The organism is Streptomyces sp. NPDC048001 (assembly GCF_043203115.1).
Classification (GTDB): domain Bacteria; phylum Actinomycetota; class Actinomycetes; order Streptomycetales; family Streptomycetaceae; genus Streptomyces; species Streptomyces sanyensis.
In genome coordinates, this window is the sequence record NZ_JBIDBN010000012.1 from 199881 (window position 1) to 219423 (window position 19543).

At 75.3% G+C, this 19543-nt stretch carries 17 protein-coding genes and 1 pseudogene; 8 read left to right on the forward strand and 10 right to left on the reverse strand.

The features are described from left to right. Positions 1 to 3 precede the first annotated feature (3 nt). Positions 4 to 1146, forward strand: a complete 1143-nt coding sequence (locus ACGF15_RS22965) for a cobalt-precorrin-5B (C(1))-methyltransferase (protein WP_345610174.1) — start codon at positions 4 to 6, stop codon at positions 1144 to 1146. Between the two features lie 88 nt (positions 1147 to 1234). Here ACGF15_RS22965 and cobM read toward each other — a convergent pair whose 3' ends face one another. Further along, a complete protein-coding gene (gene cobM, locus ACGF15_RS22970; RefSeq protein ID WP_345610172.1) occupies positions 1235 to 1984 on the reverse strand; it encodes a precorrin-4 C(11)-methyltransferase in 750 nt (249 codons plus the stop codon). After that, positions 1981 to 3249: a precorrin-6y C5,15-methyltransferase (decarboxylating) subunit CbiE gene (gene cbiE, locus ACGF15_RS22975; protein ID WP_392801495.1), complete on the reverse strand. Its 1269-nt coding sequence runs from the start codon at positions 3247 to 3249 to the stop codon at positions 1981 to 1983. Before cbiE ends, cobM begins: the two co-directional genes overlap by 4 nt. 208 nt (positions 3250 to 3457) lie before the next feature. Here cbiE and ACGF15_RS22980 point away from each other — a divergent pair, with 208 nt between their 5' ends. Further along, complete coding sequence (locus tag ACGF15_RS22980) at positions 3458 to 3706, forward strand: DUF2277 domain-containing protein (RefSeq protein ID WP_345610168.1); 249 nt, start codon at positions 3458 to 3460, stop codon at positions 3704 to 3706. Here ACGF15_RS22980 and ACGF15_RS22985 read toward each other — a convergent pair. Beyond that, complete coding sequence (locus ACGF15_RS22985) at positions 3669 to 4325, reverse strand: VTT domain-containing protein (protein ID WP_345610166.1); 657 nt, start codon at positions 4323 to 4325, stop codon at positions 3669 to 3671. The two genes, ACGF15_RS22980 and ACGF15_RS22985, sit on opposite strands and share 38 nt — an antisense overlap. Before the next feature lie 372 nt (positions 4326 to 4697). Beyond that, on the reverse strand, positions 4698 to 5351 hold the full coding sequence (locus ACGF15_RS22990) for an HNH endonuclease family protein (protein WP_345610164.1): 654 nt from the start codon (positions 5349 to 5351) through the stop codon (positions 4698 to 4700). Between the two features lie 504 nt (positions 5352 to 5855). On the opposite strand from ACGF15_RS22990, the gene ACGF15_RS22995 reads away from it, so the two are divergent. Further along, positions 5856 to 6440 (forward strand): TMEM165/GDT1 family protein, encoded by a 585-nt coding sequence (locus tag ACGF15_RS22995; RefSeq protein ID WP_392801500.1) that lies wholly within the window; start codon positions 5856 to 5858, stop codon positions 6438 to 6440. 79 nt (positions 6441 to 6519) lie between these two features. Here the strand turns inward: ACGF15_RS22995 and ACGF15_RS23000 are convergent, their stop codons facing one another. Both ACGF15_RS23000 and ACGF15_RS23005 read right to left on the reverse strand, forming a co-directional pair. Continuing rightward, positions 6520 to 7185 (reverse strand): HAD-IA family hydrolase, encoded by a 666-nt coding sequence (locus ACGF15_RS23000; protein WP_392801503.1) that lies wholly within the window; start codon positions 7183 to 7185, stop codon positions 6520 to 6522. Positions 7186 to 7425: 240 nt separating this feature from the next. Further along, positions 7426 to 8646: a peptidoglycan-binding protein gene (locus ACGF15_RS23005; protein WP_392801506.1), complete on the reverse strand. Its 1221-nt coding sequence runs from the start codon at positions 8644 to 8646 to the stop codon at positions 7426 to 7428. A gap of 408 nt (positions 8647 to 9054) precedes the next feature. Between ACGF15_RS23005 and ACGF15_RS23010 the strand changes: the two genes are divergently transcribed. After that, positions 9055 to 11142, forward strand: a complete 2088-nt coding sequence (locus tag ACGF15_RS23010; protein WP_392801509.1) for a DHA2 family efflux MFS transporter permease subunit — start codon at positions 9055 to 9057, stop codon at positions 11140 to 11142. A 135-nt stretch (positions 11143 to 11277) separates the two neighbouring features. Here ACGF15_RS23010 and ACGF15_RS23015 read toward each other — a convergent pair. The 3 genes and pseudogenes from ACGF15_RS23015 to ACGF15_RS23025 form a co-directional block, all read right to left on the reverse strand. Further along, positions 11278 to 11754, reverse strand: a pseudogene (locus ACGF15_RS23015) (GNAT family N-acetyltransferase); the annotation flags it as partial. A gap of 108 nt (positions 11755 to 11862) precedes the next feature. Next, positions 11863 to 12240, reverse strand: coding sequence for an antibiotic biosynthesis monooxygenase (locus ACGF15_RS23020; protein ID WP_362611612.1), 378 nt, complete (start codon positions 12238 to 12240; stop codon positions 11863 to 11865). Between the two features lie 174 nt (positions 12241 to 12414). Further along, positions 12415 to 13086, reverse strand: a complete 672-nt coding sequence (locus ACGF15_RS23025) for an O-methyltransferase (RefSeq protein ID WP_392801513.1) — start codon at positions 13084 to 13086, stop codon at positions 12415 to 12417. A gap of 328 nt (positions 13087 to 13414) precedes the next feature. Here ACGF15_RS23025 and ACGF15_RS23030 point away from each other — a divergent pair, with 328 nt between their 5' ends. The 4 genes from ACGF15_RS23030 to ACGF15_RS23045 all read left to right on the forward strand — a co-directional run bounded on the left by ACGF15_RS23030 (position 13415) and on the right by ACGF15_RS23045 (position 18716). Continuing rightward, positions 13415 to 15487: a bifunctional glycosyltransferase 87/phosphatase PAP2 family protein gene (locus ACGF15_RS23030; RefSeq protein WP_392801516.1), complete on the forward strand. Its 2073-nt coding sequence runs from the start codon at positions 13415 to 13417 to the stop codon at positions 15485 to 15487. 306 nt (positions 15488 to 15793) lie between these two features. Next, complete coding sequence (locus ACGF15_RS23035) at positions 15794 to 16228, forward strand: amino acid ABC transporter permease (RefSeq protein WP_345610149.1); 435 nt, start codon at positions 15794 to 15796, stop codon at positions 16226 to 16228. Next, positions 16225 to 18105: an alpha/beta hydrolase gene (locus tag ACGF15_RS23040; RefSeq protein ID WP_392801519.1), complete on the forward strand. Its 1881-nt coding sequence runs from the start codon at positions 16225 to 16227 to the stop codon at positions 18103 to 18105. Before ACGF15_RS23035 ends, ACGF15_RS23040 begins: the two co-directional genes overlap by 4 nt. Further along, positions 18102 to 18716 (forward strand): hypothetical protein, encoded by a 615-nt coding sequence (locus tag ACGF15_RS23045; protein ID WP_345610145.1) that lies wholly within the window; start codon positions 18102 to 18104, stop codon positions 18714 to 18716. Before ACGF15_RS23040 ends, ACGF15_RS23045 begins: the two co-directional genes overlap by 4 nt. A gap of 97 nt (positions 18717 to 18813) precedes the next feature. Here the strand turns inward: ACGF15_RS23045 and ACGF15_RS23050 are convergent, their stop codons facing one another. Then, positions 18814 to 19239, reverse strand: a complete 426-nt coding sequence (locus ACGF15_RS23050; protein ID WP_345610141.1) for a transglycosylase SLT domain-containing protein — start codon at positions 19237 to 19239, stop codon at positions 18814 to 18816. Positions 19240 to 19543 lie beyond the last annotated feature (304 nt).

The following is a 19543-nucleotide window of genomic DNA, read 5'->3' on the forward strand; positions in this document are numbered from 1 at the left end:
TCCATGGGTGAGTCGGGCGGCCCCGGCGGGGGCGGGCGCGAGGCCCAACTCAAGCACACCGGTCTGCGGCCCGGGTGGACGACCGGCGCCTGCGCCACCGCGGCCACGACCGCCGCGTACACGGCCCTGCTGACGGGGGACTTCCCCGATCCGGTGACGATCACCCTGCCCAAGGGCCAGACACCGTCCTTCGCCCTCGCCGCGGAGCGGCTGGCACCCGGGTCCGCGGCCATGGCGGGCGTGGTCAAGGACGCGGGCGACGACCCGGACGTGACCCACGGCGCCCTGGTCCGGGCCGAGGTCCGCCCCCTGCCCGCCGGTTCGGGGGTCGTCTTCCGCGGAGGGGAGGGCGTCGGCACGGTCACCCGCCCCGGGCTGCCCCTGGACGTCGGGGAGCCCGCGATCAACCCCGTGCCGCGCCGGATGATGCGGGAGCACGTCGCCGCCGTGGCCGAACGCCACGGCGGCACGGGCGACGTCGAGGTGACCGTCTCCATCGACCACGGTGCGGAGATCGCCCGCTCCACCTGGAACCCCCGGCTGGGCATCCTCGGCGGGCTGTCCGTCCTCGGCACGACCGGTGTCGTGGTCCCGTACTCGTGCTCGGCGTGGATCGACTCCATCCGCCGGGGCGTCGACGTCGCCCGCGCCGCCGGACGCACCCATGTCGCCGGCTGCACCGGTTCCACCTCGGAGCGGACGGTGGCCTCCCTCTACGGGCTGCCGCAGGACGCCCTCCTGGACATGGGCGACTTCGCCGGGGCCGTGCTGAAGTACCTGCGGCGCCACCCCGTGGCACGGCTCACCGTCTGCGGCGGGTTCGCGAAGCTCTCCAAGCTCGCGGCCGGGCACCTGGACCTCCACTCGGCCCGCTCGCAGGTCGACAAGGGCTTCCTCGCCGAACTCGCGGTCCGCGGCGGCGCGGACCGCGCGCTCGCGGACGCCGTCGCCGGGGCCAACACGGGGCTCGCCGCGCTCCAGTCGTGCGCCGCGGCGGGCGTGCCGCTCGGGGACCTGGTCGCGGTGGAGGCCCGGGACCAGGCCCTGGCCGTCCTGCGCGGGGCGCCGGTGGCCGTGGACGTGGTGTGCATCGACCGGGCGGGCACCGTCGTCGGGCGCTCCCCGGTCGGCTCCCCGGCCGGCTGAACCGGTCGCGGGCCCCTCCGGAGCCCGGGCCTCCCGCGCCCGCCCCGGGCCTTCCGCGCCCGCCTCGGACCTTCCGCGCCCGCGCGGGTCAGCAGTCGTGCCGCTCGCGGTCCGCCGAGTACAGGTGGCTGTCGCGGAACTGGGTGGCCGCCAGGGTGCGCCCCACGATGATCACCGCGGTGCGGACCACGCCCGCCTCCTTCACCCGTGCGGCGATGTCGGCCAGGGTCCCGCGCAGCACCAGCTCCTCGGGGCGGCTCGCCATCGCGACCACCGCGGCCGGGCAGTCCGCCCCGTAGTGCGGCAGCAGCTCCTCGACGACCCGGTCCGCGTAGCGCGCGGCGAGGTGCAGCACCAGCAGGGCCCCGCTGCGGCCGAGGGTCGCCAGGTCCTCGCCCTCGGGCATCGGTGTGGCCTGCTGCGCGACGCGGGTCAGGATGACGGTCTGGCCGACCGTCGGGACCGTCAGCTCCCGCTTCAGCGCCGCCGCCGCCGCGGCGAAGGCGGGCACGCCCGGCACCACCTCGTAGGGCACGCCCGCGGCGTCGAGGCGGCGCATCTGCTCGGCGACGGCACTGAAGACCGAGGGGTCCCCCGAGTGCAGCCGCGCGACGTCGTGGCCCTCCCCGTGGGCCCGGACCAGCTCCGCGGTGATGGTGTCCAGGTCGAGCCGCGCGGTGTCGACCAGCCGGGCGTCCGGCGGGCACTCCGCGAGCAGTTCGCGGGGGACCAGCGACCCCGCGTACAGGCAGACGCCGCAGGAGGCGAGGGTGCGCGCACCGCGCACCGTGATCAGGTCGGCGGCCCCCGGGCCCGCCCCGATGAAGTACACGGTCACGACGTCTCTCCGGACTTGGTGTGGGACCACTGGGTGACCGGCATGGCCTGGCGCCAGCCGGTGAAGCCGCCGACGGGCACGGCGTGGGAGACCGCCAGGCGGACGAGTTCGCCGCCGTGGGCGCGGTGACGGGCCGCCAGCACCGCCTCGGACTCCAGGGTCACGGTGTTGGCGACGAGCCGCCCGCCGGGCGGGAGGGCGTCCCAGCAGGCGTCCAGCAGCCCCGGGGCGGTCAGGCCGCCCCCGATGAACACGGCGTCGGGGCGCGGCAGTCCGCCGAGCGCCTCGGGCGCCGCTCCCGTGACCACCCGCAGGCCGGGCACGCCGAGGGCCTCCGCGTTGCGGGCGATGCGGGCGGCGCGCGCCGGGTCCCGCTCCACGGCGACCGCCCGGCAGGAGGGGTGGCTGCGCATCCACTCGACGGAGACCGAGCCGGAGCCCCCGCCGACGTCCCACAGCAGCTCGCCGGGGGCGGGCGCCAGCGCGGCCAGGGTGGCGGCGCGCACATGCCGCTTGGTGAGCTGGCCGTCGTGCTCGTAGGCGTCGTCGGGCAGGCCGGGCACGGCGGCCAGGCGCGGGGAGCCGGGTGCGCGCCGGCAGTCGACCGCGACGATGTTCAGCGGGTCGCCGGGCGGTGCGGACCAGGTCGCGGCCCGGCCGTCGGTGATCCGCTCGGCCGTCCCCCCGAGCTGCTCCAGCACCCGCAGACGGCTCGGCCCGAAGCCGTGCTCCCGCAGCAGTGCGGCGACCTCGGCGGGCGTGCCCGAACCCGCGCTGAGGACGAGCACCCGGCGGCCGTCGTGGAGGGCGGCCGCCAGGCGGGCCGCGGGACGGCCCACCAGGGTGACCACCTCGGTGTCCTCGACCGCCCAGCCGAGCCGGGCGCAGGCGTAGGAGACCGACGAGGGGTGCGGCAGGACGTGCAGCCCGCCGGGGCCCAGCTCCTCCGTCAGCGCCCGGCCGATGCCGTGGAACATCGGGTCCCCGCTGGCCAGTACGGCGATGCGCCGGCCCGCGTGCTCGGCCAGGAGCCTCGGCACGGCGGGGCGCAGCGGGCTCGGCCAGGCCACCCGCTCACCGGTGCACTCGGCGGGGAGCAGTGCCAACTGGCGTGCCCCGCCCAGCAGTACGGCAGCGCCGCGCAGGGCGTCCCGCGCCGCGGGGGAGAGGCCGCCCCAGCCGTCGGCCCCGATCCCGACGACGGTGACGGCGGCGGACGGCGGGCTGCGGCGGGCGGAGGCGGCGGGCGGGGGGTTCGCGTTCACGGGGTCGGGTCCTCGGGGCGGGCCCGGCGGGGCCCTCTTGGGGTGCGGGGATCGGGTGCAGGGATCGTCGCCGCACTCTACTGGCCGTGTGCACGGCGCGGGCCGCCGGGCGTCCGTGCGCCCCCCGGCGCGGACCCCCGGCCGCCGGGTGCCCGGCGGCGCGCCGCCGCGCTCGACCCGCCGCCGGGGGGCGCGGCACACTGGACGCATGTGCCGCAGCATCAAGACCCTCCGTCCACCCGCCCTCCCCGGGGAGGCCACCGAGGAGGAGGTGCGCGCCGCAGCACTCCAGTACGTGCGCAAGGTGTCCGGCTTCCGCGCCCCGGCCGCGCACAACCGCGAGGTGTTCGACCGCGCCGTCGAGGAGATCGCCGAGGCCACCGGCCGGCTCCTCGACGGCCTGGAGGTGCGGGGCGCTGCTACGCGGCGGAGCGGGTCAGCGCCGGACGCCGCATGACGTAGGCGGCGAGCAGCCCCGCGGCGAACAGGGCGAGCACCGACACCGCGGCCCCCACCCAGCCGGCGCCCAGCCACTGGCCGCCGAAGTAGCCGAGCCCCACGCTGTAGCAGGCCCACGCGGTTCCGGCCAGGGCGGACCAGGGCAGGAACTCGCCCACCCTGCGGTGGGCGCTGCCCGCTCCGAAGGACACCACCGAGCGCCCGGCGGGCGCGAAGCGGGCGATGACGACGAGCGCGCCGCCGCCCTTGGACAGCGCGGTGCCCAGGCGCTCCTGTGCCCGGGTGAGGCGGCGGGAGCGGGCGATGGCCCGGTCGAAGCGGTCGCCTCCGCGGCGGGCCAGCCGGTAGGCGACCAGGTCGCCGAGGACCGAGGCGGTGGCCGCGCACAGCACGAGGACGAGCAGTGAGGGCACCTCCCGCTGCACGGTGTCCGCTGCTCCGGCGGCCCCCGCGACGGCGGCGCTGCCGGCGGTGCTGCCCGCCGCGGCGGCGGTGGCCGCGGTGATCACCAGCACGCCGCTGGGGAGCACGGGCAGGAAGACGTCGAGCAGGACGGAGAGGCCCACCACGGCGTAGATCCACGGGCTACCGGCCAGCGCGGCCAGGCTCTCCAGCACGTCGACTCTCCCCGCTCGGACGACAAGGCGGCCGAGCGGCCACCGGGGCCGCCCGACGGCAGGGCCGCCGGGCCGCGGGAGGCGCGCAGGCGGCACGATCAGCACTACAGCCTACGCGCGGGGTACGACAACGGGGCCGGAGGGGGGCGCGATGTCGTGCGGCACGGATATGCGGAGGACAGCCATGCGAACCGGGGACGGGGCGGGACGGCGGCGCGGGTCGCCTCGGGGGGTGACCGCGCGTGGGAGCAGTCGACCGGGTGGGGCGGCGGCACGGGTGGCTGCGCGGGCCGCCACCGGGCAGGACGGCCGCCCGGTGGCCCGCGGGGCCGGGTGGCGCGGACGGCGCCCCACCGCCGTCCGCGCCCGCCGTCAGCAGCCGTTGAGGACGGACTGGAGCGCGCTCTTCTCCGCGGAGTCCACGGTCAGGTCCCAGTAGTACTTCGTGTGCACCCACATCCGCGCGTACATGCAGCGGTAGGAGGTCGACGGCGGCAGCCACTCGGCCGGGTCCCTGTCGCCCTTGGACTGGTTGACGTTGTCGGTGACGGCTATGAGCTGCGGGCGGGTGAGGTCGTTGGCGAAGCTCCGGCGCTCGGAGGTGGTCCAGCTGTTCGCGCCGGAGCGCCAGGCCTCGGCCAGCGGGACGATGTGGTCGATGTCGACGTCGGAAGCGGCGTACCAGGTGGCGCCGTCGAAGGGGGAGTACCAACTGCCGCTGACCGCAGCGCAGCTGGAGTTCTGCTGGACGTTCGCGCCGTCGCGCTTGAGCACGACCTCGCGGGTGTTGCAGCTGCCGTACTGGGTGGTCCAGTGCGGGAAGAGGTCGCGGCTGTAGCCGCTGCCCGAGCCCTCGGCGGCGACGGTGAGCTGCCCGAGGTAGCTGCGGGCGGTGGCGGCGCTGACGGGGGTGGGCGGTGCGGCCTGGGCGGCGGGAGCGGTCGACAGCAGACCGGCCGCCGCGACGGCCGCAGCGGCGGCGAGTACGCCGGCGCGACGGTGTCCACGCGCGTAGACACGACTCATGTGAACTCCTCGGTGGTGGGGGAACTCGGCCTCGCCCGCGCGCCGTCGGGGCGCGGGTGCGGTATCGGGGCGTGGCCATGCTGGTGGCGCCGGGTTGCACGGGGATGGGCGCCGGGTAACAGCGTGGCGACATGTTCACGTCACATCAAGGGGTGCGGCGGACCGCCACCGGGTCTTCACCTGCCGGTGGCCGGGCAGGGCCCCGCCGGGGCCCTGCCCGGCCACCGGGCGCACGGGTGCGGAGGAGGCCGCTGCCGCCTGCCGCGGCCGGTCGCGTAGGGTGGTGGGAGCAGAAGGGGAGTAGCTCTTCGCCGGAACGTCGACATACTGCCGGGCCTCGTGCCCGGCCGGCGCCCGGAGGCGGCCTCGTACGGGGACCGCCAGCGAGACCTTCGGCAGCAGTGCCCATGCATTCGTCCATGGCGCTGTCGTGCCGAAGCGACCCCTGGAACCTGCTCGGGACTCTCGGCGAGGCGGCGCCCGACCGATCGAGGAACCCCATCCATGATCAGCTTCACCGTCACGGCGCTCGCCTTCGGCGTGGTCTTCCTCGCCGAGCTGCCCGACAAGACCGCACTCGCCGGTCTGGTGCTCGGCACGCGCTACCGCGCCTCCTACGTCTTCGCCGGTGTCGCGGCGGCCTTCGCCGTCCATGTCGCGTTCGCCGTCGCCGCGGGCAGCGTGCTGACCCTGCTGCCCCACCGGCTGGTGCAGGCCGTGGTCGGCGTGCTGTTCCTGGCCGGGGCGCTGGTGCTGCTGCTGAAGAAGGACGACGGCGGGGAGGAGGGCGTCAGGGCGCCCGCGGACCAGTCCTTCTGGAAGGTCTCGGGGGCGGGGTTCATGCTCATCCTGGTCGCCGAGTTCGGCGATCTGACCCAGATCATGACCGCCAACCTGGCCGCCCGCTACGACGACCCGGTCTCGGTCGGCGTGGGTGCGGTGCTCGCGCTGTGGTCCGTCGCCGCCATCGGCATCCTGGGCGGTCGCACCCTCATGCGGTACGTGCCCCTGCGGCTGATCACCAGGGTCGCCGCGGGCCTGATGCTGGCGCTCTCGGCGTTCAGCCTCTACGAGGCCGTCGCGGGCTGAGGCCCCCGGCGGGTCCGCCGGGGGCGGGGCGGGTCTTCGGGGTGGCGCCGTCCGCCTCGCGGGCGGCGCCCGCCGGGCGTCAGACGGCGCGGAACCCGACCGCGCCGTCCTCCCGGACGGTCACCGAGAGGCGGGTCAGGTCGGCCACCGCCAGGTCGGGCGCGTGGGCACCGGCGCGCGGCCCGACGCCGACCACCCGCATCCCCGCCGCACGGGCCGCCGCGATCCCGGCCTCCGAGTCCTCGAAGGCCACGCAGTCGCCCGGCGCGTACCCCAGTTCGGCGGCGCCCTTCAGGAAGCCCTCGGGGTCGGGCTTGCTGGCGCCCACCGACTCCGCCGTCACCCGCACGGCGGGCATCGGGAGTCCGGCCGCCGCCATGCGGGCGGTGGCGAGGGCGAGGTCGGCCGAGGTCACCAGGGCGTGCGGGACGCCGGAGAGCGCGGCGAGGAAGGCGGGGGCGCCGGCCACCGGCACGACCCCTTCGGTGTCGGCCGTCTCGCGGGCCAGCAGGACCCGGTTGTCGGCGTGGTTCTGCTCCGCGGGGCGGTCCGGGAGCAGTGCGGCCATGGTGGCGTGCCCCTGGCGGCCGTGGACGACCCTCAGTACCGCCTCGGGGTCCAGGTCGTGCTCGACGGCCCACCGGCGCCAGATCCGCTCCACCGCGGCATCCGAGTCGACGATGGTGCCGTCCATGTCCAGCAGGACGGCGCGGGCGGTCAGGGCGGGAGTGGCGGTGGCCGGCATCAGGAGTGCTCCAGGGGCGGGGCGGGGCCGGCCGGTGACCCGGGGCGGGGCGGCGCGGCCGCGCGGCGCCGGGCGCAGGTCGCCGAGGCCGGAGAGGACAAGCGGTCCCGCCCGCCGGTCAGGGAGTACGGGCGGAACCACTTTGTTCGCTCACGATACAAAGAGGGTGCCGCTACGCCAAATCCGCCCCCGGCGGCCGGGCGCACCACGGGCATGCGCGGCCGCCGGGGAGGCGCCCCCTCACAGCCGCCCCGTCTCCGCCTCCAGCGCACGCCGCGTCCTGGGGCCGTAGACGCCGAGGCCGTCCTTGGTGAGGCCCCTGTCCCACTGGTAGACCTTCACCGCGTACTCCACCTGCTGGTCGTAGACTCCGTCGGCCTCCCAGTCGCGCGGGTAGAGCCACATGCGCTGGAGGCGCACCTGCAGTTCCACGACCGCCGCGCCGGTGTCGCCGAGACGCAGCGTCCCCTTCGGCGTCTCCGGCTCCTGTGACACCGTGCCCGTGGCCTGGACCGTGGAGGGCGCCGCCGAGGACGGCGTGGGCGGGGCCGTGGTCACCGGGACGGAACGCGTCGCCGAGGCCGAGGGCGAGGCGGAGGCGGAGGGGGACGCCGTGGCCGTCGGTGAGGCGGAGGGGGACGCCGTGGCCGTCGGCGAGGAGGTGGCCGACGCGGACGCGGAGGGTGAGGCGTCGGGCGGCACCGAGGCGGAGGGCAGGTCGGGCGCGACGTCGAGGCTGGGCTGAGCCGTGTCCCGGTCGGGCATGGACACCCGGTCGCGCTCCTCGCCCCCCTGGAGCAGCCCGGAGGCGTACGCGGCGGTGCCCGCGACCGCGATCGCCGCGGCCGCCGCGATCACCGCCCCGCGCCGCCGGCGCCGTGGGACCGGCGCCCCGCTCGGGCTGCCCGGCGCCGGGCCCACGAGCGGCGGCAGCTCCCGGGTGTCGAAGTCCCCGGGGCCGACCGCGTACACCCCGGCGTCCTCCCCGGCCTGCCCGGGGCCGCCGCCCGTTCCGTACGCGGGCAGAGGAGTGCCGTAGGCGGGCAGCGGAGTGCCGTAGGCGTCGGGGGTGCCGGGCGGGTGTCCGTAGGCGTCGGGGGTGCCGGGCGGGTGTCCGTAGGCGTCGGGGGTGCCGGGCGGGTGTCCGTAGGCGTCGGGGGTGCCGGGGGCCTGTCCGTAGGCGTCGGGTGCGTAGGGGCCGGGCGGGGCCGGGGGGTTGGCGGCGCCGGGCTCTCCGTGTTCCCCGGACGGTCCGGGCCCGTGGACCGGTGCCCCGCCGGGGGCGTACGACGGGCCCGTCGGGTGCGGGGCCTCCCGGTGCCGGGGCTGCGGGCCCCGGTCGTACGGCGGGACGGGGTGGGCCGGGTCCGTGGCGGGGCCGGGCTCCTCGGGTTCCGGCGGGGAGCCGGCCGGCCAGGCGCCCCGCGGTGCTCCCAGCGTGACGTACGGGCGTATCCGCAAGGGGTCGAAGGCCCCCGGGGTGTCCCGGGCCCCCGGCCCCCCGGGCCGCCGCGGCTCCGCACAGGAGCACGTGCGGTCCGCGCCGCGCCCCTCCGCGGACCGCGGTCTGCCGCACACCGGACAGCTGATTCCGGTCATGGCCGGTACCCCTCCCCATTGGATTGCGCCAAATTATGCAGCGTCGGTGTGATGCACCCCACGGCAGCACCCCGTTCGGTCCCCGGCGCCCGTGAACCTCCCCGTACGTCCCTTTCACGCCTGCGCCCGGCCGCCTCCGCCCGACCGCCTCCCTCCGCCGCGTGCCCCTGCCCGCCGGCCCCCGCGCGGGCTCGGCAGGCCGCAACCGGTGGAAGCCACCACGATGGAGAAGACGCCCACCACAAGGGCGGAGGCGCAAAGGAGACCCGTATGGCCCACGAAGTCGGCTCGCTCCCGGCGCCACCGGCGCCGGGTGAGGAGCGGAACCGGCGGACCGTCCTCGTCGCCATCGGCGCCCTGCTGCTGGGCATGCTGCTGGCCGCACTCGACCAGACCATCGTGGCGACCGCCCTGCCCACGATCGTCAGCGAACTGGGCGGCATGAACCACCTGTCCTGGGTGGTCACCGCCTACATGCTGGCGTCCACCGCCGCCACCCCGCTGTGGGGGAAGCTCGGCGACCAGTACGGCCGGAAGAAGCTCTTCCAGACCGCGATCGTCATCTTCCTCATCGGCTCCGCGCTCTGCGGCATCGCCCAGGACATGACCCAGCTCATCGCCTTCCGCGCCGTCCAGGGCCTCGGCGGCGGCGGGCTGATGGTGCTCTCCATGGCCATCGTGGGGGACCTCGTCCCGCCCCGGGAGCGGGGCCGCTACCAGGGCCTGTTCGGCGCGGTCTTCGGGGCCACCAGTGTCCTCGGGCCGCTGCTGGGCGGCCTGTTCACCCAGCACCTCAGCTGGCGCTGGGTCTTCTACATCAACCTCCCCGTCGGTGTCGTCGCCCTCCTCGTCATCGCGGCCGTGCTGCACATCCCGGTGCGGGACGAGCGCCACACCATCGACTACCTCGGCACCTTCCTCATCGCCTCCGTCGCCACCTGCCTGGTGCTCGTCGCCTCCCTGGGCGGCACCACCTGGGAGTGGGGCTCGCCCCAGATCGTCGGGCTGGCCGTGCTCGGCGCCGTGCTCCTGGCCGCCTTCCTCGCCGTCGAACGCCGCGCCGCGGAGCCCGTGCTGCCCCTGAAGCTGTTCCGCATCCGCACCTTCACCCTCGTCGCGGTGATCAGCTTCGTCATCGGTTTCGCGATGTTCGGCGCCATGACCTACCTGCCCACCTTCCTCCAGGTGGTGCGCGGCGTCACACCGACCATGTCCGGTGTCCACATGCTGCCGATGGTCCTGGGCCTGCTGATCACCTCCACCCTCTCCGGCCAACTGGTCAGCCGTACCGGCCGGTGGAAGGTCTTCCCCGTCCTCGGCACCGCGGTCACCGCCGTCGGGCTCCTGCTGCTGCACCGGCTCACCGAGAACAGCTCCGACTGGCAGCTGAGCCTGTGCTTCCTCGTCTTCGGCGCGGGGCTCGGCCTGGTGATGCAGGTCCTGGTCCTCGTCGTGCAGAACGCCGTCGGCTACGAGGACCTCGGAGTCGCCACCTCCGGAGCGACCTTCTTCCGGTCCATCGGCGCCTCCTTCGGCGTCGCCGTCTTCGGCACGGTCTTCACCAACCGGCTCGAGGACAAGCTCGCCGGCGCCCTCGCCGGGCGGCAGGTCCCGGCCGGGGCGGGCCCCGCGGAACTGGCCGCCGACCCGCGTGCCATCGCCGAACTCCCGGCCGCGCTCAGGCCGTCCGTGCTCCACGCCTACGCCACCGCCATCACCGACGTGTTCCTCTACGCCGTGCCCGTCGTGGCGGTGGCCTTCGTCGTCGCCCTGTTCCTCCGCGAGGACCCGCTGCGCGGATCCGTCACCGCACCGGACACCACCGAGACCCTCGCCTCCAACCCGGTCGAGCGCTCCTCGCACGACGAGGTGGCCCGCGCCCTGTCCGTCCTCGGGTCACGGGAGGGCCGACGGCACATCTACGAGCGGATCACCGAGCGCGCCGGCTACGACCTGCTGCCGGCCTCCAGCTGGCTGCTGCTGCGCATCCGGCGCCACGGACTGGTCGAGCCGGCCCGGCTCGCCGAGACGACCCCCGTACCCCTGCGGATCATCACCGAGGCGGCACGGGAGGTCGAGGGGCGCGGTCTCGCCCGCCGCGAGGGCGGCGTCTCCCTGCTGCTCACCGACGAGGGGGCCGAGGCGGCCGTCCGCCTCTCGGCCGCGCGCGAGCAGTCGCTCGCGGAACTGCTCGGTGACTGGTGGGGCCCCGACCGGCCGACGGACCTGGTCCGACTGGTCCACGACCTGAGCGCCGAACTCTGCGGATCGGACGCCGAACGGCCCCACGAGTACGCCCGCGGGGACCACGAGCGGCCCGCGGCCTCCTACCCGCGCCACCCGCACCGCAGGCACTGAGCCGCCGCCGGGCGCACCGCGTCAGCGCCGTCCGGCCGCGGCCTCCCGGCGCCCGCCGGGCGGTTCCCCGCCGGGGAGTCCCCCAGCGGGCGGTTCCCCGCCGGGGAGTCCCCCAGCGGGCGGTTCCCCGCCGGGGAGTTCCTTGCCCAACCAGACCTCCGCGTAGGGGCCGCTGCAGTACGCGGGGACGTCGGTGTAGCCGTGCCGCCGGTACAGCGCCCGGGCGGCCAGCAGATCGAGCCGGGTGTTCAGCACCATCCGGTGCGCCCCCAGCGCGCGCGCCTCCCGCTCCAGCCGCTCCAGCAGCAGCCCGGCGCCCGCGCGGCCGCGGTGGCCGGGCCGCACGAACACCCGGGTCAGCTCCGCCCGTCCGTCCTCCAGCATCAGCACACCGCCGCAGGCCGCGGGAGAGCCGCCGCGGCGCCCGAGCACGAACAGGCCGGTCGGCGGCGTCAGCAGCTCCGCGCCGTCGCCCGCGAGTCCCTCGTCGACCTCAGCCCGGGTGGCGGGCCGTCCCCAGTAGCTCCCCGCGACATCGGCGTAGTAGTCGCGCCGCAGCTCCAGGGACTCCGGGCTGTCGAAGGGCTCGGCGGCAAAGCTCCACTGCGTCATGGTCCCTGCCTACCGCCGGCCCGGACCGGCCGTCGAGCGGATTTCTGCCCGCGGGGAACTAGGGAGACCGTGCCGGGCGGACCCCCTTCCGGCCCGGCACGGCAGCGCTCAGGACTTCGGGGCCGCCTGCTGCACGACCTCGAAGGACCACACCTGGGAGTCCGAGGCCGCGGGCGCGGGACGGCCGCCCGCGTCGCCGCCGCCCCGGTGGGCCGCCTTCATCGGGCCCTCCATCCACGCCTGGAACGAGGCCTCGTCGCGCCAGCGGGTGTAGACGAGGTACCGGTCGGTGCCCTCCACCGGGCGCAGCAGCTCGAACCACTCGAAGCCGTCGGAGGACTCGACCGCGCCCGCGCGCGAGGCGAACCGCTTCTCCAGGGTCTCCCGCTGCTCGTCCGGGACGGTCAGCACATTGATCTTCACGATGCTCGGCACGTGGCACCTTTCGACATGCGGCCGCCGCGACGGCGACCTGGGCGTGATCATGCGTGAGCAGTCTCCTACACCCGCCCGTCACGGCGGTGTGAGGCGTACCCCGGTCTCCGCACAGCGGGCCCGGCCCGCCCGCCCCGACCGGACCCCGACCGGCCCCGGTCGGAGTGCCCTCTCGGCGGGCGGCGGGCGGCGGGCGGCGGGCGCGGGCGGGCGGCGGGCCACCGCTCAGGCGGTCACCAGGGCCACCAGGAGGCCGTCCCAGCCCTTGGCCCCCACCGTCTGGAAGGCCGTCGCGTCCAGTCGAGGCTCCCGGGCCACCAGGTCGAACATCCGCCGCGTACCCACCACCGCCGGGTCCCCGCTCCCCGCGTCCACCACGGCGCCGCCGCGCACCACGTTGTCCACGACGATCACGCTGCCGGGGCGGCTCAGCCGCAGCGCCCACTCCACGTACGCGGCGTTGTTGACCTTGTCCGCGTCGATGAAGACCAGGTCGAAGGGGCCCGCGCCCGGCTCCTTCTCGATGCGCGGCAGCAGGTCCAGCGCCGCTCCGGTGCGGACCTCGGCGACGTGGTCCAGCCCCGCGCGCGCCAGGTTCGCCCGCGCCACCTCCGCGTGGCGGGCGTCGTACTCCAGCGAGATCATCCGCCCGTCCTCGGGCAGCGCGCGCGCCAGCCAGATCGTGCTGTAGCCGCCGAGCGTCCCGATCTCCAGGATCGTGCGCGCCCCCCGGACGCGTGCCAGCAGGTTCAGCAGCTTGCCCTGGTTCGGAGCCACGGCGATCGACGGCAGCCCCGCCGCCTCGCTCGCCTCCAGGGTCTCGGCCAGGACCTCGTCCGGCCCCACGAGGAGCTCACCGAGGTAGTCGTCGACAGGGTTCCACTGATCGGTCGTCATGCCGCCAACGTAAGCCCGCCCCCGTGTCCCCGGCGAGGGCCCGCCCCCGCCGGGACGGTTCCGCGTGTCCGCCGGCCGGGTCGCACGGCGCACGGGTACCCCGCGTTTCTTGTATGTTCCCCCGCATACCTCCTGTGACGGGGCCGCCGACGCGGCGCGTCCCCGCCCGCCGCTGCCTCCGGGTGCGACCGGGAAGCGAAATCAAGACAGTGGACAGGGTGACGGTCAGGTGAAGAGGGGGTTGCCTGAGTCTCCTCCACGGGGCGGTGCGACGCTTCGGTGGACGCCCTGACGGCGGACGGACCATGGTGGGGAGGCGCGGCGCGACGTGGTGAACGCGGAGCACAGCGTGCGCGGGAGCGCGACGGAATCCAGAATCGGCGCGGCGAGGGCCGTCCTGTGGCTCGTGGCCGCGGTGCTCGGCGTACGGCAGGCCACCGCCGTGCTGACCCGGCCCCCCGGCGAGCGCCTGACGGACCTGGAGACCTGGATCGGCGAGCACGGGGTCCTGCACGTCGGCGGCTCCCTGTACGACGGCGACCGCTTCACCGGCACCCCCTTCGCGGGACTGGTGCTCAAGCCCTTCGCCCGCTCCGCCGAGCAGAGCCTGGGCGTCGCCTGGACCTTCGGCACGCTGCTGCTCGTCGTCGCGATCGGCCTGGTGGTGGCACGCGCCCTGCCCGTACCCGTCTCCCGCCGCAGCACGCTGCTGGCCGCCCCGGTCGCCATCAGCCTGCTCATGCTCTCCCTGCCCGTGCGCAACAGCTTCCACCTGGGGCAGACCAGCATCATCCCCGTGCTCCTGGTGCTCCTCGGCTGCTTCGCCGCCCGGGGCGAGCGCAGCGGCGGCCTGCTGATCGGCCTCGGCGCGGCCCTCCAGCCGACGGTGCTGCTGTTCGCGCCCCTGCTGTGGCTCACCGGCCGCCGCAGGGCCGCGGCGAGCACCGCCGGGACCTTCGCGGGGCTCACCGCGCTCGCCTGGGCAGCGCTGCCCGGCGACTCCTGGGCGTACTGGGTGCACCATGCCGCCGGGGCGGGACTGGGCGCCCGGCCCGACAGCCTCGCCAACCAGTCGCTGCACGGGGCACTGCTCCGCCTGGGCCTGACCGGGCCGCTGGAGATCGCGCTCTACCTGGTGCTCGCGGCCGCCGTCGTCGCCGTGGCCCTGCGGCGGGCGGTCCGCTACGCCCGCGACGGCCAGCTGCTGCTCGCCGTCGCGATCACCGGCTGCGCGGCCGTCGCGGTCTCCCCCACCGCCTGGCAGCACCAACTGCTGTGGATCCTGCTCGCCGTCGTCGGACGGGTGGGCACCCGGGCCTCGGACCGGATGCTGTGGCCCGTGCTGGTCGTGCTGGTGGTGACGCTGCCGGGCTCGATGCTGCTGCCCAACATGGCGCCGCTGCACCCGCTGCGCGACAACGCCCTGCTGGTCGCCGCGCTCGCCGCCGCCTGCGCGGTCCCCTTCCTGAGCCTCGGCTCCCCGCACTTCCGCCGTCCCGTCCCCACCGAGTACGCCGCCCCCGTGGCCGCACGCTGGAGCCGGGTGCCGCTGCTGCCGTTCTGGCGGAGGGTGCTCAGCCGCCCGAACCTGCTCCTCGAACTGCTCGTGATACGGGTGGGCTACTCCGCCTACTCGCACATCCGCGCCGCCGCGACCGGGAGCGTGGACGCCGCCGAGTCCCATGCCCGCCAGGTGCTGTCGCTGGAGGGCGCCCTCGGCATCGACATCGAGTACTGGGCCAACCGGGCCGTGGTCGACCTGCCGTGGGTGGAGGGGTTCTTCAACTTCTACTACACGTCCTTCCACTTCGTGGTGCCCCTGAGCATCCTCGGGGTGCTCTATGTGCGGCGGCCCTCCGACTACCGCTGGGCGCGCGCCTCGCTGGCCTTCGCCACCCTGCTCGCGCTGCTCGGCTTCTGGCTGTTCCCGCTGGCCCCGCCGCGCCTGATGCCGAGCCTCGGGTACATCGACACCGTCCACGGCCCCCAGGACCTGGCCAACCCCGACTACGGCGCCATGACCGCGGTCACCAACCAGTACGCGGCCATGCCGTCCCTGCACTTCGGGTGGTCCCTGTGGTGCGGCCTGGTGGTGGTGGCCCTCGCGCCGAGGCTGTGGATGAAGCTCCTTGCCCTGCTGCACCCGCTGCTCACGGTCTGCGCGATCGTGGCGACGGCCAACCACTGGGTCCTGGACGCGGTCGGCGGCGCGGCCGTCGTCGGCCTCGGCTTCGGGCTGACCTATCTGCTGTCCGGGCCGCGCAGGCTGCGCCTGCCGCCGGGCGCGGTGCCCCCGCAGGCCCCGGCGCGCCCGGACGGTGCCGCCGCGGCGGAGGCGCCGGGCGGCCGGGCACAGGCCGCGCCCGGCGGCTCGGACGAGCCCGAGCCCGCACGCGCGTGAATCCGCCGGGCCCAGGGGGAGCGTGACCGCTGCGGCGGCCGGAGACGGACCACCGCGTCACCGTGGGCGCAGCGGCGCACCCCGCCGGGCCGGGCCGATCCCACCGCCGGGCTGCGCCTCCGTCGGCCGACGCCGACCGGACGGAGCGCCGCAGCCCGGCGCGCCCGCCCTCGCGATCGTGCTCATGGCAGGGCGGCCTAGGATGGTTCGTCCACAGTGCCGTCCGCCGGGCGCGGTCCGCCGTACCACGGGCACCGCTCCTGCGGCGGACGGTCGAGCACCGACGAGCCACGGGGGCGATCGGACATGGCCTGGGACGAGTGGGAACAGCTGAAGGAGTCACGGGGCGCGAGCGGGTCGACCGCCGTCCAGCTGGACGGGAGACCCGCCGAAGCGGGCGGCGGGGCCGCCGGGGAGGCCGGCGGACTCAGGCACTCCGCGAAGCCCTGGACCCGCGCGGCGGTCACCGCGGGCCACCTCGGCACCGACACGGGCAAGGCCAAGGGCGATCTGTCCAAGGGGCATGCGGGTATGACCGCGGGCCTCACCGGCCTCGCGAGTCTCGCAGAGCTCCGCACCGTCCTCGACTCCTGGGAGAAGCGTCTCGACTCCGTTCGGGACGAGTGCCGTTCGCTCGAACCGAAGCTCCGACAGGTGGCCACGGACCTGGGAGGCGTGGACACCGCGACCGGGGCGAAGGCCGACGCGGTCCACACGCCGAAGAAGAGTGAGGGCCGGTGACGTCCGCCCTGACGTGGCAGCAGCTGCGCGACCTGAAGCTGACGGAGTTGGACGAGGCGGCCGAGGGATGGGGCGCCGTGTCCCGGTTCGCCGACGCCGCACAGACCCGCGTCGACGGGGACCTGGCCGGGGCGTTGTCCAAGTCCCAGGAGGGCGAGTCCGCCACCGCGGCCGTGGGCAGGTTCAAGCGCCTGAGCCGCAACTACGACTACATCACGACCGAGTGCGGCCTGGTCCGTACCGCCGTCAGCGGGCTCTCCGCCGACCTGGCCGCGCCGAGGAGCACCCTGACCGGGGCGCTGGACGACGCCGCGGCCCACGGCTTCACCGTCCACGACGACGGCAGCGTCACCTATCCGGCCGGCGGCACGAACGAGCTGACCGGCGCCCCCGTCCCCGGCGGCACCGTGGGGGGCCGCGTCAGTCCGCTCGCCCCTCCCGTCGGTCCCTACGCACCCGGCGGCCCGCGGCTGCTCACGCCCGGGCTCGGACCGGGCTCGACGCAGCTCCTCAACCCCAACCCGCACCACGCCGTCGCGCAGGGCGTCGCCGACCGGATCGCCCGGGCGATGCGCGAGGCCCGCCAGGTCGACGAGCGGTACCGGCAGACGCTCGCCAAGCTCAGGGCGCCGGAGGGACTCACCGTCGACGCCGGGACATGGGCGGACGCCGCCGCCGACATGGAGGCCGTCCGCGACGCCGCGTACGAGCAGGTGAAGCGTGAGATCCCGATGGACGCGACGCCGGCCGAACGCAGGGCGTGGTGGGACGGCCTGAGCGACGCCCAGCGCACCGAGTACCTCGCGAGCTACCCCGACGTCATCGGCAACCTGGACGGCGTTCCGGCCGTCGTGCGCGACGAGGCGAACCGGGAGAACCTCGATCTGCTGATCGCCGCCTACGCCGAGCGGAGGGGCGAGGCGGAGGAGGCCCGGTACGGGGGGCTGAAGGAAATCCGCCATCAGCTGGAACTCAACGCAGCGGCCCGTCTCAAGGACCCCAAGGAGCCCCCGATGATGCTGCTGGGCATCGGGGACGAGGGCACGGGGCGCGCCATCGTCGCCGTCGGCAACCCGGACACGTCGCGGAACGTCGCCGCCTACGTCCCCGGCCTGGGGACGGCCCTGGACGACCATTTCGCCCGCAACGACGTCAGGAGGGCCTACGACACGGCTGTCCTGGCCCGGGAGAACGACCCCTCCAGCGCCGCCCTGGTCTGGCTCGGCTACGACCCCCCGCAACTCGACGGCGCCGACGCGCCCAACCTGCTCGACAACATCGAAGTGATGTCCTCCGCACCCGCCGAGAAGGGAGCCCCTGCGTACAACTCCTTCATGAGCGGCCTCTCCGCCACCAACGACCACGCGGACCCGCACCTGACGGCCATCGGCCACTCCTACGGCTCTCGGCTCGTGGGTGCGGCCACCCAGGAGAGCGGCGGGATACCGGGGGCCGACGACATCGTCCTCGTCGGCAGCCCGGGCGTCGGGGTCGACCGGGCGCAGGACCTCGGGGTCGGCAAGGACCACGTGTTCGTGGGCGCCGCCGAGAACGACCCGGTGACGATGCTGCCCTCGAAGAAGGAGGCGGCGGTCGGCGCGCTCCTCTCCGCGTCACCACCGCTCGCCTATCTGGCGGCGGACATCGCCGATCAGGGTGACGACGACATCTGGTTCGGCAAGGACCCCGCGAGCGAGGCCTTCGGCGCACATCGGTTCGTGGTGGACGACGGCCCCCGGCCCTTGATCGACGGCGAGGGGCCGACGCCGGCGCACTCCAACTACTTCAACCCCGAGAGGGACCGCGCCTCGGCCGAGAACATCGCCGCGGTGGTGTCGGGGCAGCCGCAGAACGTCGTGATGGAGAGGCATCGATGAGGTATCGCGCAGTCGCCGTGGCCCTGGTGGCGCTCGCCGCCTCCGGCTGCGGTCCGGCCGGTGGGGACTCCGGTGGCCGCGACCAGGGGAGAGAGCAGACCGTGAACATGCAGCAGGCGTCCGACCGGGCGGACGAGATCCTCGACGCCACCCTGGCCGCCGTCCGGCCCGGTGTGGAGGCGCGGCGCGGGCCGTCCACCGACAGCATCTGCACGGACTTCAAGAACGACGCCACGGGGGCGGGGCAGGTAATCCGTCGGCGGTATGTGGTCACCGTGATCTCTCCGGAGCGCCGGGGGAGCTTCGTGGGCGTGGTCGAGCGGCACTGGAAGGCCCAGGGGTACGAGATCTCGACGGTCCGGCCGAGCAAGGAGAACCCCGCGGTCTTCGCGAACAGCCCCGAGGGGTTCCAGCTGACCGTCAAGATCGGTTACAAGGGCCAGGCGTTCTTCAGCGTCGCGTCGAACTGCGTGACGGAGTCCGAGGTCGTGGAGCCGGACAGGGAGCCGTTCGACCCGGACAGCCCCGAGGCCACGGGTCTGCCGTACATCGAGTCCCCCTTCTGGTCCGCCGGCACCCCCGTGCCGTCGCCCTCCGGCGGTGCGGGCTGAGGAGGCCGGGTCCCGCAGGCATGTGCTCGCGGCCGAGGGCCCCGGTCGCTCGTGCGACCGGGGCCCTCGGCCAGGGGTGCCGGAATCAGGCCGGGGCTCAGTACCAGCCCTGGGCCTGCCAGGCGGACCAGGCGCCGCAGGGGCTGCCGTAGCGGTCCTTCATGTAGTCCAGGCCCCACTCGATCTGGGTGGCGGGGTTGGTGCGCCAGTCGGAGCCCGCGGAGGCCATCTTGCCGCCCGGCAGGGCCTGGACCAGGCCGTAGGCGCCGCTGGAGGCGTTGGTGGCGTCCACGTCCCAGTTGGACTCGTGCGTCACGATCCGGTCGAAGCAGGCGAACTGCGCCTCGTCCTTGATCATCTTCTGGGCGATCGCCTTGGGCGACCCGCTCGGCTCGGCGGGCGCGGCAGCGGCGGTGGCCGGGTTCATGCCGACGGCCATGCCGGCGGTGGCCAGTACCAGGGCGGAGCCGGCGAGAGCGGTCTTCGGGCGGTCGGCGAAGCGGCGGAGGACGGAGCGGGACAAGAGGGTTGCCTAACGTCGGGGGCGGGGGTGCCGCCGGGCAGGCCGGACCCCCGGGCGTAGGGCGTACGAGGGGGTCCGGGCCACCCGTGGGCTCCCCGCTGTCAGGTGCGGGGTGCCCGGCGACCGGACCAGTCTTAGCCCCCGCCGCGAACCGTGGCAATGACCCCCATGTACTACCGCATATCGCATCAGGGTCTAAACGGGCAAGTCGCCCCTTCGGGGTGACGTCCCTCCGGCCCGGCGTCCGGGCCGCGGAACGCCGCCCGCCCCCGTCCCGGGTGGCTACGATGCTGCCTCGTACCGG